A 13,444-nucleotide genomic window follows, 5' to 3' on the forward strand; every position below is an offset into this window, starting at 1 on the left:
CACCCCGGCTACCGCAGTGACACCGCACGAGGCCGTCGCCGGGCGTCGCACGATCACTCCTCCTCGTCCTCGGCCTCTTCGTCTTCCTCTTCTTCGCCGGCTTCTTCGTCGGCCTCTTCCCAGTCCTCGTCCTCGGCCTCGCCGTCCTCCTCGGCCTCGCCGTCCTCCTCCTCGTACTCCTCGTCCTCGTCGTAGCCTTCGGCCTCGGCCTCTTCCTCCTCGACGGCCTCTTCATGGGTCCGTACGACCTCGCCGTCGCGCACTTCACCGCGCCAGCCGTCAGGCTCCTCGTCGGTGAGCGTGACGTAGCGCTGGAAGTGCTTGAAGTCCAGCCGCAGCCGCCGCCCCTGCACGCGCCACAGATTTCCGGTCTTCTCGAAGAACCCCGAGGCGTAGTACTCGACGACCAGCACGATGCGGGTCAGGTTGGGGCCGAGTTCATGGAAACTGACGGCACCCCGGGTCGATCCCTTGGCGCCCTCGGACGTCCAGACGATGCGTTCGTCCGGCACCTGCTCCTGGACGGTGGCTTTCCAGCCGCGGGTCGACGGGCCGACCTTGGCCTTCCAGTCACTGGTCGTCTCATCGCTCTGCGACACACTGCGGACGCCCTTGGTGAAGGTGTTGAACTTCTCGTACCGCGTCCAGTGGTCATAGGCGGTACGCAACGGCACTCCGACATCGAGGACCTCGATGATGTTGGTGACCTTCTGGTCTCCCGACTTGCGTCCTTTACCGCCTCCGAGGACCTCCTTGGCCTTGCCCACAATCTTGTCCTTGACGTCCTGCGCCTTTCCGCTGATCACGGCCTTGAGGGGGGAGTCGCCCCCGAGGAGGTTGGCCCCGATCTTGGACAGCGAACCGCCGCTCTGGGCGACGTCGGTGAGCTGGCCCGTCACATCCATCAGCTTGTCGCCGGCCCGTTCGGCCAGATTCCCCGCCCACGCCGTCACAAAGCCCCCGAGCTCGTCCTTCAGTCGATCGAGCCCCGAGTCCGCGTTGTCCTGTCCCGTCTTGGCCATAACCGGTTACCTCCGGCTCTTGCCGCGCGCTGATGTCTTCTTGGCGGTCTGTTGGGAAGTCTTCTGTGCCGTCTTTTTGGCGGTCTTCTTCGCAGCCGGGGCTGCCTTCTTCTGTGCGGCGGTCTTCTTGGCAGGAGCCTTCTTGGCGGCGGTCTTCTTCGCCGTGGTCTTCTTTGCCGTGGTCTTCTTCGTGGTGGCCTTCTTCGCGGGGGCCTTCTTGGCGGGGGCCTTCTTGGCGGCGGCTTTCTTGGCGGGGGCCGCCTTCTTGGCCGCGGCCTTCTTGGTGGTCCGCTTCTCCGCGGTCTTCTTCGCCGGAGCCTTCTTGGCCGGAGCCTTCTTGGCCGGAGCCTTCTTGGCCGGCGCCTTCTTCGCAGCGGCCTTCTTGGCGGGCGCAGCCTTCTTCGCGGCCGGCCGGCTGGGTGCGGCCTTCTTCCCGGCGGACTTCTTGCCACGGCGGCGGGGCCGCTCCTCGGGCTCTTCTGCCGGCTCCTCTTCCTCTTCTTCCTCTTCTTCTTCCTCGCCTTCGGGCTCCTCCTCAGGCTCTTCTTCGGGCTCTTCTTCGGGCTCTTCTTCGGGCTCTTCTTCGCCCTCCTCGTACTCGCCCTCCTCGTACTCCTCCTCGGGCTCCTCCTCGGGCTCCTCTTCCTCCTCGTATTCCTCCGCCGGCTCTTCGCCCTCCTCGCCCTCGTATCCCTCCTCTTCCTCTTCCTCCTCCTCTTCCGGTTCCTGCTCGCCGCTTTCGAGGCGGAGGGTGCGCTCATGGAGCGAATCGGCGAACGTGGTCAGCTGACGGTTGGCGGCGGACTTGACGGCCTGCCGCCCGGCATCCATGACTTCTCCCCGCAGCTGTTCGCCCAGCTCCGCGACCTGGGGGATCTCCCTGAGTCTGCGGACCCCCTCCGCCAAGAGCTGGCGTGGCTCAAGCCCGAATTGGCGCCCGGCGAGGTAGGACGCCACCGTGAGAGCGAACCGGGCCTTCTTCGTGCGGCCCAGGACATAGCCACCGGCCAGGGCGGCGGCGAGCAGAAACTTGGATTCGTTCATGGGTGCGTCACCTTTTCGTGGGCATGCTGCCGATCGGCGCCATATCTCCAGAGTGATCCGTGTGCAGACCTGCGCATCCCGAGCGAGCCGAAGTAGGGATTCCACTTCGCGCCGCGCCGGTTGGATTGCGCTGGGTAGTCGCTGTCAGCACCCTGGGAATGCAACCGGTGCCGCTGCGTAGGCCATAGAGATCGGCCGCCGATGCATCAGGAGCGAGCGGCCGTCGGGAACCGAAGGCGAGGAATGCCGCGGCAACGGCCGTTCCGGCGCCTGCATTTGGTGCTGGAAGCGGTGCTGGAAGCGGTACCGGCAGCGAGCCGAGCCAGGTCGGTAGGGCCTGCGCCGAGGTCCATGCCGAGCTCCAAGCCGAGGCCTATGCCGTAATGCCGTGGAGGATTCGCTCCGTCGTCCGCCTGCACAGTGCGCGGAATTCGCTTTCGGGCATGGCGATACGGCCGCCGAGATAGAGCTGGACAAGTCCTTGAGCAGGGGCGGTGAGGGCCAGTGCGACCTCAAGCGGGTCGTCGGGTTTGAGTGTGCCTTCGTGCATGCCCTGTTCGACCGCCGTCACGACCACACCGCATGCCAGGGTTTCCCCGGAGTGCAAGTCTTCGGGGAAGTGTGGGGCCCGCTCGCGTCGTTCGGCCATCAGGAACAGATGGAGGTTCGGCCGGCCGAGGGCGAAGTCGAGGAAATCGGTGAGGAGTCCATAGATCCTGGTCACCGGGTCGGGGTCCTGGCGTGCGGCCCATTGCGCGCCCAGTTCCTGAAGGCTGTCCGCGGCCACCGCGCGCAGCAACACCTCACGATTGGGGTAGTGGCGGTAGATCGCCATAGGTGTCACCCCGACGGCCTCCGCCACCCGCCGCATGCTCACCGCTTCCGGGCCTTCGCCGACCAGGATGTCGAGTGCCGCGGCGGCGATACGGTCCGCCGTTTTCCGCTCCACCATGTCTACATCGTACACATCGATGTTTACGACGTATACATCGCGAATGGCCCCTCCCTCGCGGCAGCTGCGCGGCGGCAGGTGTGCGGAAGGTGGGCAACGGCCCTAGGCTCGGAATATGCCGGGAACACGCCGTGCACCGTCTCGTGTGGGAGTAGGGGGAGCGCGGTGTGTTCGCCGGCGCACGGCGTCCGTCCGGCTGCTGGCCGTGGCGGCGGTCGTCGCGCTGACCGGTGGCTTCGCCGGAACTCCGGCCGTGGGCACCGCCGATGGCCCGGATCTGACGCGCTTCTACCAGCAGCAACTCTCCTGGGAGTCGTGCGGGCACGACGTGAAGAAGGGCGCGCAGAGCCAGGGAACCACGCAGCCGCCCGGCTATGCGGAGCGGCTGGAGTGCGCCCGGCTGGAGGTGCCGCGTGACTACGCCCATCCCGGGCGGAGCACCATGCTGGTCCAGCTGATCCGGCTGAAGGCGACCGGGCCCGGCAAACGGCTCGGTTCGCTGGTGCTCAATCCCGGAGGGCCGGGTGCTTCCGGCGTCAACTATCTGATCGACAGCGGCACTGCCTTCGCCCGTCTGGGGCAGCAGTACGACATCGTCAGCTTTGACCCGCGCGGCACCGGCCACACCGAACCCGTCTCCTGCGGCAGCAAGCTCGCGCCGCCCCCCGGCAACGCCGCCGACGACAGCCTCGCCGCGAAGGAGAAGCGCATCAACGAGGCCTGCGGCCGGTACTCCGGTGGGCTGCTGCCGTGGATCGGCACCCCCAATGTCGCCCGGGACATGGACGTACTGCGTGCCGCGGTCCGCGACGACAAGCTCAACTACCTGGGGTTCTCCTACGGCACCAAACTCGGCGCGGTCTACGCCCATGAATTCCCCGACAAGGTCGGCCGGATGGTCCTGGACAGCGTCGAGGACCCGACCAGGAACACCTGGCAGACCGCTCTCGCCCAGGCCCGCGGCTTCCAGCGGGCACTGGACGACTTCGCCGCCGACTGCACCCATGACGCCGGCTGCCCGCTGGGCACCGACGCAAACCGTGCAGAGGACCAACTGCGCCATTGGTACAAGCAGTTGAGTGATGCGCCGATGAAGGTGAAGGGGGAGACGGTCGACGAGACGACGTATGTGTATGCGCTGCGGGAGGCCCTGTACAGGAGGAGCGACTGGCCGGCGCTGCGCCAGGCGCTGGCGCAGCTGCGGCGCGGCGACGGGGCCGGGATCCTGCGCCTGAGCGACAGCGGCGGCAGCAGCGCAGGACGGGCCCCGGTGCGCCACATCGGGCAGGACGAGCTGCCGCCGCAGGACCAGTTGGCCCTGCGCGCGATCTCCTGCCGGGACACCTCCGAACGCTACGGCGCCGGCGACTACGCCCGGGCGCAGCGGGAACTCACCCGGGCCTCCCCGCTCTTCGGTCCGGACATCGCCCCGACCCTGCTGGACTGCGACGGCTGGCCGATTCCGGGCGACGACACCTCCCGCGATGTCGCGGCGCCCGACGCACCGCCCGTACTGCTCGTCGCGACCACCAACGATCCGGCGACTCCGTACGCGGGCGCCCTCAACATGGCCCGTGCGCTGGACAACTCCAGCATCGTGCTGACCTTCCGGGGTGAGGGGCACGCCGCCTACACCACCGGCGACACCTGCGTACAGCGGTATGTCGACGGCTTCCTGCTGCACGGCATCATGCCGAAGCCCCATACCTCCTGCGGCTGAGCCGGGAGCGCGCATGTCGGGAGCTACTTGTAGTAACGAGTGTCCTCGATGTCGACGACGGGAGCACCGGGGGACGGTGGCTGGGTGCGCCGCCGCTTCAGAATGCTCACATACGTCGCCAGGCCGATGATGCCGACGATCATCATGATGACGCCCACGAGGTCGAGATTGACTCCGGCCATGTGCCAGTCCACCGCGAAGGTGAGGATGGCCCCCACTGCGAGCAGACCGATGCACCCGCCGATACCCATGTGTCAGCCTCCATAACTGTCTTGACAGTAGGGCGTGTTGAAGGACGCGTACCCATACGCAGACGCCCTATGTCCGGGTGCGCTACGTGGTGCGCGGGCGGAGGTTCAGCCGGCCCGGCGCCCGCTCCTGCTCGCGGTCTTCTTCGCCGCGGCCGTTTTCTCGGCGGCTGTCTTCTTGGCGGTGGACTTCGCGGCGGTGGTCTGCTGAGCGGCCGTCTTCTTCCCCGTTGCCTCCTTCCCCGTTGCCTGCTTCGCCGCGCTCTTCTTCGCGGAGCGGCCGGACCGGGCGGTGTCCGCGACGTGCTCGGTGTCCTCGTCCTCGCCGCGGGACCTCTTGGCGGCGCGCACGCTGTCCTGCAGGGCCGCCATCAGGTCCATCACCTGGCCGGCGGGCTGCTCCTCGCCGGCCTCGAATTCCGGCTCACGATGCGCCAGCTTCGCCGCCACGATCTCTTCCAGCGCCTCGCGGTAGTGGTCGTGCACATCGTCCTGTGACAGCTCGCCGAAGGAGTCCATCAGCGCCTCGGCGGCGGCCACCTCGTTGGCGGCGACGTCCACCTGCCGCTCGGGCAGCACCCCGTCCATCGGGCGGATCTGGTGCGGCCAGAGCAGCACCTGCATGACGAGGGCGCCCTCCATCGGGCGGATCATGGCCAGCGTCTCCCGCCCGTGCAGCGCGATCTTGCCGAGTCCGACGCGCTGGTGCCGCTCCATCGCCTCGCGCAGCAGCACATAGGGCTTGACCGCGGCGGGGCTGTCGACGCCCAGGTAGTAGCCCTTGCCCATCTGCAGTGGGTCGATGTCCCCGCCGGCGACGAAGGCCAGGATGGTCAGCGTCTTCGCGGTCGGCAGCGGCAGCGCGTCCAGATCCTCGTCACTCAGCGGTACGACCAGGTCGCCGTCGCCGGGTTTGTAGCCGCGGCCGATCTCGTCCGGGGGGACCTCGGCGCCTTCCAGCGAGCACACGGGCTGATTGCGTACCCGTCCGCCGTCCCGCGAATGGATCCGCACAAAGCTGACCGACGCGGAACTGTCCGTGGCGTTGTACGCGGCGACCGGGATCGTGACCAGGCCGAAGCTGATGGAGAACTTCGCCGTGGGGCGCATGGGGGCCGCCTTCATCGGTGCCATTCGGCTCCATGCTAGGCGGGGCGGGTACACCGTACATCCCGGGCCGTACCGAGGTGTGCCGATCGGGTGGCGGCCCCTCGCCGCCCAGGCTCCCAGCCGCTAAACCCCCTCGCCGCTCAGCCCCCCACCGCTCAGGCGGCCGCGGCCGTGACCCGCCCCTCGCGGACCGCCTCCGCCAGCGCCTGATGATCGCGTTCGTTCTGGTCCGCGTACAGCTCCGCGAACCGCACCAGCGCCTCGTCGAAGGCCGGCCCCTTGCCGAGGTACGCGCCGATCGCGATGCGGTCGCCGGATCTGGCGTGCGCACGGGCCAGCGTGGCCCCGCAGCGCACGGCGAACCGCCGCAGCCCCACCGGCACCATGAGCTCGGTCTTCATGATGCCCTTCCAGTCGCGCAACTGCCGGACGTAGAAGTCCCGTTGGCGCCCGTCGATGCCGGTGGTCCGCTCCCAGCCGAGGAAGATGTCGCCCGCCGCCTGCATCAACCGCTGGCCGGACACCACCCGTTCACCCTGGTTGGTGTGGCGCCCCGGTCCGGCGTACGGGGCGAGCACCGACTCATCGGCCTCCTTGGCCTGGAGCAGCAGCGGGTCGTCGGTGTCCTTGCCGAGCAGCAGCACGATCCAGCAGCGGGTGCCCACGCTGCCGACCCCGACGACCTTGCGTGCCGTGTCGACCACCCGGTACTGCTCCAGCAGGCTGCGATGGTCCGACCGCAGAGTGCGGGCGTAGCTCGTGATCAGTTCGCGGATCTCGTCCGTGAGCAGATCGCGCTCGACGTCCGGCAGCAGATCGCCCAGCGGCACGATCAGCGGCGGATCGGGGGCGATCCGTACCTGACCGCCGATCACCCGGGTGAGTTTGCGGAACGCCTGCACGGCGTCGCGCGTACGGGCTTCCGCCATGGTGCGGGCCAGCTGGGCACGGCCCCTGCTGCCCAGCTCCTGCGCCTCCTCGGCCTCGATGTCGGCCATATCGTCATGGGCGTACCAGACCTCCAGGGTGCGCATGTCCGCGTACCGGCGCATCCGGGTGCGGTACGACGCGCAGGCGGCCCCGATGATGCCGGCCCGCACCGTCGTGTCGAAGCCGTTCCCGCGCCCGGCGATGGCAAGGCTGGCCGCCAGCCGTTTGATGTCCCACTCCCACGGTCCCGGCAGGGTCTCGTCGAAGTCGTTGAGATCGAACATCAGATGGCGCTCGGGGGAGGCCAGCAGCCGGAAGTTGAGCAGATGGGCGTCCCCGCACAGCTGGGTCGTCAGCCCGGTGGCCGGGGTGGTGGCCAGGTCCGCCGCCATGATGGCGGCGGCGCCGCGGTAGAAGCGGAACGGCGACTCCAGCATCCGGCCGTACCGAATGGGCACCAACTCCGGTACCCGGAGCGCCGATTGCCGCTCAAGGATGTCCACCGGGTCGGCCCGGTCGGCCGCGGGGCTGAAGTCCGCATGACTGGAGCGGGGCACCTCGGTGCGAAGTGCCCTGCCCTGTTCCGCACGTTCCCGTGCGGTGGCCGATGCCGGTGGTCCGGAGGTCATGGCCGCGGTCCCATGGGCTCAGGCCATGGAGTGGTGTTTGTCTCCCGCACACAGCGCCCAGATGATGAAGACGTTGATGGCGATCAGCACGATGGCCCAGAACGGGTAGTAGGGGATCCACAGGAAGTTCGCCAGTGCTCCGAGACCCGCGAGGACGACGCCGATCACCCGCGCCCACATCGCGCCGCTGGCAAGCAGTGCGATGCCCGCGACGAGGATGACGATGCCCAGGATCAGATGGATCCATCCCCAGCCGGTGAGGTTGAAGGAGAACACGTAGTTCCGCGTCGTGACGAAGACGTTGTCCTTGGCGATGGCGGAGATGCCCTCCAGAAGGGTCATCGCGCCACCGAAGATCATCAGGACTCCGGCGAATGCGGTCCACCCGCCGACGCTCTGTTTCTGAGCGGCCATGGGTCACTCCTCACTTGAGAAACCTGGCCACCGGCGGGAACCGACGGTGGTCATGCCCTGTCTCCACGCTTCCACAGGCACCGGTCATCCGCATGTCAGGGACGTGCGGAGGCCTGGCACACCCGGTGTTCGGCCGTGTGCGGGGCGGCGAGACGGACGGTGGCGTTCCGGGCGCGCCGTACCCGCGGTATCCGCCGGTGCGTTGGAGGTACGAGTTGTCGGAGAGGGGCAGCGGGCCCGCGCCGGTGGCGCGTATGAGGCGGACGGCGGCGACGGTGGCGTCGGTGGCGAACGCGATGTGCTGCGGACGGGGCTCCCGGTCGCCCGGGCCCGGTGCGACGTGGCGCCAGGGCTGGGCCGGCGCGACAGGACGCGGCTGTCAGGCCCGCCATGTGGTGCCGGGCAGAGGGACCGGATCGGGCGCCGGTCCCGGCTGCGGTCCGGGCGTCGGCGGCGCAGGGTTCGGCGGGAGCGGGTCCGGCTCAGGACGCGGCACCGGCGGGGGCACCCGATCGGGTCCAGGGGCGGGGACCGGGCCGGGCCCCGGGCCTGGCGTGGGTCCGGGTGGCCCGGGGCCCGGACCCGGAGTGGGAGGCACCGGGTCCCGGTGGCGCTCGTGCGGGGCGCTCGCTCCTTGTGGCATGTGGGTCTCCTTGCCATTCCTGTGCCGGCCATGCGGCACCATCCGCACGGATCCTCGGTGTACGTCCGTACTCACTCTGCGACGGCCCGGCTGACTCGGCGNGGGGCGCTCGCTCCTTGTGGCATGTGGGTCTCCTTGCCATTCCTGTGCCGGCCATGCGGCACCATCCGCACGGATCCTCGGTGTACGTCCGTACTCACTCTGCGACGGCCCGGCTGACTCGGCGACAGCTGGGAGGACGGGCGGGCAGGCGGCCGTACCGGCGCGGCGGCGCAACTGCCGTACGCCCGCACCGCCGGCTGTCGCCGAGTCAGCCGGCCCGGCCATCCGGACCGGCTGGTGTGCGATCCGGGTCCGCCGGGCTCCGACTTCAGGGCCGTACGGGGAGGCCGCCCGGCAGCTCGTCGGGCTGCTCGTCGGATTGCTCAGCGGCCCTGAACTCACCGCTCAGGGCTGGTCATTGAGGGGTAGGCGGCAGTGGTGGAGCAGGCGCGGTCCAAGCCGTGGTCCGGGGTGCCGACCCGCGGGCGCTCACTGCGCAGCGCGCGCAGGCGGCCCGACGGGCTGCGGTGACCGGCGCGGCGGCATTGCGCCCCACGGAGCAGCGGCTGTTTCCTGCTCGGCGGACCGGGGACGCTGAAAGCGGAAGAGCGCACGGAACGACGGAGGGCAGGGCGTGGCCGGACATTCTTTCTGCGACCGCATTCGCCCGTACGGGCTCGCGCCATGAGCCCCCGCGACGGGCAGCGGGCCATTGCGCGGACGCTGCTGGACCGTCACGGCGAAACCTACGCGGCACAGAGCGGGATCCGGGTGGGCAACACCCCGCAGCCGCTCTATCAGCTGCTGGTGCTGTCCTGTCTGCTCAGTGCGCGTATTCGCGCGTCCGTGGCCGTGGCGTCGGCGCGTGCCCTGTTCGACGCGGGAATGCGCACGCCGCGGCGGATGGCGGACGCGACCTGGCAACAGCGGGTCGACGCGCTCGGGGAGGGCGGTTACCGCCGCTACGACGAGCGCACCTCCACCCAGCTCGGGGACGGCGCCGCGCTGCTGCTCGCCACGTACGGCGGTGACCTGCGGCGGATGCGGGAGGCGGCCGACGGCGACCTCGGTGCGCTGCGCGGCGCACTGCAGGGGCTGCCGGGCCTCGGGCCCGCGGGCTCCGCCATCTTTCTGCGCGAGGTGCAGGGCGTATGGACCGAATTCGCCCCGTTTCTCGATGCCAAGGCCGTCCAGGGGGCGGAGCGGCTGGGCCTGCCGGGGGAGAGCGGGAAGCTGGCGCGGCTGGTCGGGACGGACGAGATGGCGGCGTTCGCCTCGGGGCTGGTGCGCGCGGCGCTGGACCGGAGTGTTGTCGACGACGTACTTGAGGGGTCGCGGGCCTGATCCGACGGCCGGCACGGGCCGCGGCCGCGACCGTCACATGACCAGCGCCGCCAGCAAGGTGACACCCGCCAGGAACCAGGCGACATGGTCGCCCACCGCCTCCTCGGTGACCGCCTTGCCCAGTGCGGTGCCGAACGGCGGCAGTCCGGCGGGCGCCAGTGCGTCGGTCCCGAACAGCCCGCCCACCCGGGGGAGTTCGCGCCCGGGTCAGCCCGGCCAGGTCCAGTCGGCGACCTCGGGCAGATCGGTGCCGTGCTCCCGGATCCAGGCGTGGTGGCGGGTACGGACGTCCGCCATGGCCTGCCGCAGCGCGAGGGCGCGCACCCCGAGCCCCGGCACCCGGTCCACCACATCCATCACCAGCCGGTACCGGTCGAGATCGTTGCGGACGACCATGTCGAAGGGCGTGGTGGTGGTGCCCTCCTCCTTGTAGCCGCGGACATGCAGATTCTGGTGGCCCGCGCGGTTGTAGCAGAGCCGGTGGATCAGCCATGGGTAGCCGTGGTACGCGAAGATGACCGGCTTGTCGGGCGTGAACAGCGCGTCGTACTCGGAGTCCGGCATGCCGTGCGGGTGTACCCCGGCCGGCAGCAGCCGGGCCATGTCGACGACATTGACCACCCGCACCGCCAGCTCCGGCAGATGCTCGCGCAGCAGACCCGCGGCGGCCAGCGTCTCCTGTGTGGGGACGTCCCCCGCGCAGGCGAGCACGACGTCAGGGGACCGGGTCTCCCGTGCTCGACCGGAGCCGAGGGCCTGGGGGACGTCGCCGTCCTCGGTGCCCGCCCACTCCCAGGCGCCGGCGCCGCGTGCGCAGTGCGCGCGGGCCTCGTCCAGGGTCAGCCAGTCGAAGCTCGGCTGTTTGCCGGCCACGATCACATTGACGTAGTCGCGGCTGCGCAGCGCATGCTCGGCCACCGAGAGCAGGGTGTTGGCGTCCGGCGGCAGATAGACCCGGACGACCTCGGGGCTCTTGTTGAGGATGTGGTCGACGAAGCCGGGGTCCTGGTGGGAGAAGCCGTTGTGGTCCTGCCGCCAGACGTGTGAGGTGAGCAGATAGTTCAGCGAGGCGATCGGGCGCCGCCAGGGCAGCCGACGGGCGGTCCGCAGCCATTTGACGTGCTGGTTGACCATGGAGTCGACGATGTGCGCGAACGCCTCGTAGCTGGAGAAGAGCCCGTGCCGGCCGGTGAGGAGATAGCCCTCCAGCCACCCCTGGCACAGATGCTCCGAGAGCACCTCCATGACCCGGCCGCCCCGCGCGAGATGCTCGTCGGTGTCGAGCGTGGCGGCCTGCCAGGCCTTGCCGGTGGCGCCGTAGAGCGCCCCCAGCCGGTTCGACTCGGTCTCGTCGGGGCCCACGACCCGGAAGTCGCGGCGCTGTGCGGTGGCCTCCATGACCGCTTTCAGCAGACCGCCCAGCACCCGGGTCGGCTCGTGCAGCACGGTGCCGCGCTTGTCGACCTCCACCGCATGCCCCTCCAGTGGCGGGATCGGCAGCTCCCGCAGCAGCAGACCGCCATTGGCGTGCGGTGAGGCGCCCAGCCGGCGCGTTCCCGCGGGCACGCAGGCGAGCACCTCCGGGCGCGGCCGGCCCTCGGCGTCGAACAGCTCGTCCGGCCGGTACGAGCGCAGCCAGGCCTCCAGCTGCCGCAGATGCCCGGCGTTCTCGCGCACCCCGGCCAGCGGGACCTGGTGGGAGCGCCAGGTGCCCTCGACGGGCTGCCCGTCGACCTCGTGCGGACCGGTCCAGCCCTTGGGGGTACGCAGCACGATCATGGGCCAGCGGGGGCGCTCCGTCGCGCCCTCGGTACGGGCCCGGCGCCGGATCCCGTCGATCGTGTCCAGGCAGTGGTCCATCGCGGCGGCCATCGCCTGGTGCACCGCCATGGGGTCGTCGCCGGTGACATGGACCGGATCATGGCCGTAGCCGCGCAGCAGGTCGTCCAGCTCGTCCTGCGGGATGCGGGCGAGCACCGTCGGATTGGCGATCTTGTAGCCGTTGAGGTGCAGGATCGGCAGCACGGCGCCGTCGTGCACCGGGTCGAGGAACTTCGTGGCGTGCCAGGACGCGGCGAGCGGCCCGGTCTCCGCCTCGCCGTCGCCGATCACGCAGGCGACCAGCAGCTCCGGATTGTCGAACGCCGCGCCGTAGGCATGGGTGAGGGAGTAGCCCAGCTCACCGCCCTCGTGGATCGAGCCCGGCGTCTCGGGGGAGACATGGCTGGGCACCCCGCCGGGGAACGAGAACTGCCTGAACAGCCGGGCCATGCCTTCGCCGTCCCGGGTGACGTCGGGGTACGTCTCGGAGTACGTGCCGTCCAGCCAGGAGTTGGCCACCACGGCGGGGCCGCCGTGCCCGGGGCCCCATACGCACAGCGCGTCCAGCTCGCGGGCCTTGATGACGCGGTTGAGGTGGGTGTGCACCAGGTTCAGGCCGGGCGAGGTGCCCCAGTGGCCCAGCAGCCGCGGCTTGATGTGCTCGGGGCTCAGCGGCGCCGTCAGCAGCGGATTGGCCATCAGATAGATCTGCCCCACGGCCAGATAGTTGGCGGCCCGCCAGTGGGCGTCGAGCGCAGATAACTCGGCGGCGCCGAGCGGCCCCGGCGCGCCTGCCTCTGCCGTTCCTGCCCCCGTCGTTCCTGCCTCTGCCGACGTTTGCGCGTCGTGCATGCTCATCTCCTCACCAGGGTGGCGTGCACCACGCAATACACCTTGCTGTCGTGACGCTGTGCGTGCAACCGGGGTCGGCCGGCTCAGTCGGGCGGCTCGGGGGCCGGGTGCTCGCCCGGCTCCGCACCGGGCGGCTCCGTGGGGTTCGGGCCCGGCTCGTCCGGTTCCGGTTCGGCCGGAACCGGGTCACGCGGCACCGGACGGGGATCGCTCGGCACGGGGCCCGGTCCCTTGGGCTCGCGTTCCGTGGTCATGGCGCACGCGGTCACGGCGTCCGTGGTCATGGCGTCGGCGGTCATGGTGTCAGCGGTTATCGCGGTCATGGCGCTCTCCTTCCTCTCCATCGTGCGTCCAATGCCCGTGGTCGGCCCGTTCAAGAAAAAAACCCAAAAGCGCGTTCGTACAGCGCTACGTTCATGCCATGCATGGACGCACACCGGACGGCAGCGCCGGAGACGTCGACTACGGCTCCGTGGGCCAGGGATATGCCGACCACCGCAAGCCCGATGACCGGATCGCCGCCCGGATCCGCCAGGCGCTCGCGCGCCGTTGACGCCGTCGCCGAACAACTCCCCTTCGTCGACGACTCGTTCGACGCCGCCATGACGCCCTTCAGCGTGCACCAGGCGCGACCTCGACAGCGGCGGCTGGGACAAGCAGTTCGGTTCACTGC

Annotated in this window: 13 protein-coding genes; 3 read left to right on the forward strand and 10 right to left on the reverse strand. The window is 69.9% G+C overall.

Annotation, left to right across the window (positions count from 1 at the left end; genetic code table 11):
• Positions 1-53: 53 nt before the first annotated feature.
• The 3 genes from DY245_RS24550 to DY245_RS24560 all read right to left on the reverse strand — a co-directional run bounded on the left by DY245_RS24550 (position 54) and on the right by DY245_RS24560 (position 3,018).
• Complete coding sequence (locus DY245_RS24550; protein WP_128509399.1) at positions 54-1,022, reverse strand: SRPBCC family protein; 969 nt, start codon at positions 1,020-1,022, stop codon at positions 54-56.
• A 6-nt stretch (positions 1,023-1,028) separates the two neighbouring features.
• Positions 1,029-2,066 carry a histone H1-like repetitive region-containing protein gene (locus DY245_RS24555; RefSeq protein WP_128509400.1) on the reverse strand — a complete coding sequence of 346 codons (1,038 nt, stop codon included), beginning with the start codon at positions 2,064-2,066 and terminating at the stop codon, positions 1,029-1,031.
• A gap of 373 nt (positions 2,067-2,439) precedes the next feature.
• Complete coding sequence (locus tag DY245_RS24560; protein WP_128509401.1) at positions 2,440-3,018, reverse strand: TetR/AcrR family transcriptional regulator; 579 nt, start codon at positions 3,016-3,018, stop codon at positions 2,440-2,442.
• Between the two features lie 205 nt (positions 3,019-3,223).
• On the opposite strand from DY245_RS24560, the gene DY245_RS24565 reads away from it, so the two are divergent.
• Positions 3,224-4,738 (forward strand): alpha/beta hydrolase, encoded by a 1,515-nt coding sequence (locus DY245_RS24565; RefSeq protein WP_128509402.1) that lies wholly within the window; start codon positions 3,224-3,226, stop codon positions 4,736-4,738.
• A gap of 23 nt (positions 4,739-4,761) precedes the next feature.
• Here DY245_RS24565 and DY245_RS24570 read toward each other — a convergent pair whose 3' ends face one another.
• From DY245_RS24570 to DY245_RS24585, 4 genes are all read right to left on the reverse strand, one after another.
• A complete protein-coding gene (locus DY245_RS24570; protein ID WP_128509403.1) occupies positions 4,762-4,989 on the reverse strand; it encodes a DUF6458 family protein in 228 nt (75 codons plus the stop codon).
• Between the two features lie 105 nt (positions 4,990-5,094).
• The gene (gene ku / locus DY245_RS24575) at positions 5,095-6,096 is read right to left on the reverse strand and encodes a non-homologous end joining protein Ku (RefSeq protein WP_128509450.1); all 1,002 of its coding nucleotides are present in this window, start codon (positions 6,094-6,096) and stop codon (positions 5,095-5,097) included.
• Positions 6,097-6,251: 155 nt separating this feature from the next.
• Entirely contained in the window at positions 6,252-7,655 is a 1,404-nt protein-coding gene (locus DY245_RS24580) for a DUF2252 domain-containing protein (RefSeq protein ID WP_128509404.1), read from the reverse strand.
• An 18-nt stretch (positions 7,656-7,673) separates the two neighbouring features.
• Positions 7,674-8,069: a DUF7144 family membrane protein gene (locus tag DY245_RS24585; RefSeq protein WP_128509405.1), complete on the reverse strand. Its 396-nt coding sequence runs from the start codon at positions 8,067-8,069 to the stop codon at positions 7,674-7,676.
• A 1,369-nt stretch (positions 8,070-9,438) separates the two neighbouring features.
• On the opposite strand from DY245_RS24585, the gene DY245_RS24595 reads away from it, so the two are divergent.
• Positions 9,439-10,098 carry an endonuclease gene (locus DY245_RS24595; protein ID WP_128509406.1) on the forward strand — a complete coding sequence of 220 codons (660 nt, stop codon included), beginning with the start codon at positions 9,439-9,441 and terminating at the stop codon, positions 10,096-10,098.
• A 33-nt stretch (positions 10,099-10,131) separates the two neighbouring features.
• On the opposite strand, the gene DY245_RS44625 is transcribed toward DY245_RS24595, so the two are convergent.
• The 3 genes from DY245_RS44625 to DY245_RS24605 form a co-directional block, all read right to left on the reverse strand.
• On the reverse strand, positions 10,132-10,284 hold the full coding sequence (locus DY245_RS44625) for a hypothetical protein (RefSeq protein WP_181923849.1): 153 nt from the start codon (positions 10,282-10,284) through the stop codon (positions 10,132-10,134).
• Between the two features lie 21 nt (positions 10,285-10,305).
• On the reverse strand, positions 10,306-12,777 hold the full coding sequence (locus tag DY245_RS24600; protein ID WP_425329439.1) for a phosphoketolase family protein: 2,472 nt from the start codon (positions 12,775-12,777) through the stop codon (positions 10,306-10,308).
• A gap of 77 nt (positions 12,778-12,854) precedes the next feature.
• On the reverse strand, positions 12,855-13,094 hold the full coding sequence (locus DY245_RS24605; protein ID WP_244943233.1) for a hypothetical protein: 240 nt from the start codon (positions 13,092-13,094) through the stop codon (positions 12,855-12,857).
• Between the two features lie 98 nt (positions 13,095-13,192).
• Between DY245_RS24605 and DY245_RS47595 the strand changes: the two genes are divergently transcribed.
• Positions 13,193-13,324: a hypothetical protein gene (locus tag DY245_RS47595; protein WP_280524998.1), complete on the forward strand. Its 132-nt coding sequence runs from the start codon at positions 13,193-13,195 to the stop codon at positions 13,322-13,324.
• Positions 13,325-13,444 lie beyond the last annotated feature (120 nt).

It is taken from the genome of Streptomyces inhibens (assembly GCF_003389455.1).
Classification (GTDB): domain Bacteria; phylum Actinomycetota; class Actinomycetes; order Streptomycetales; family Streptomycetaceae; genus Streptomyces; species Streptomyces inhibens.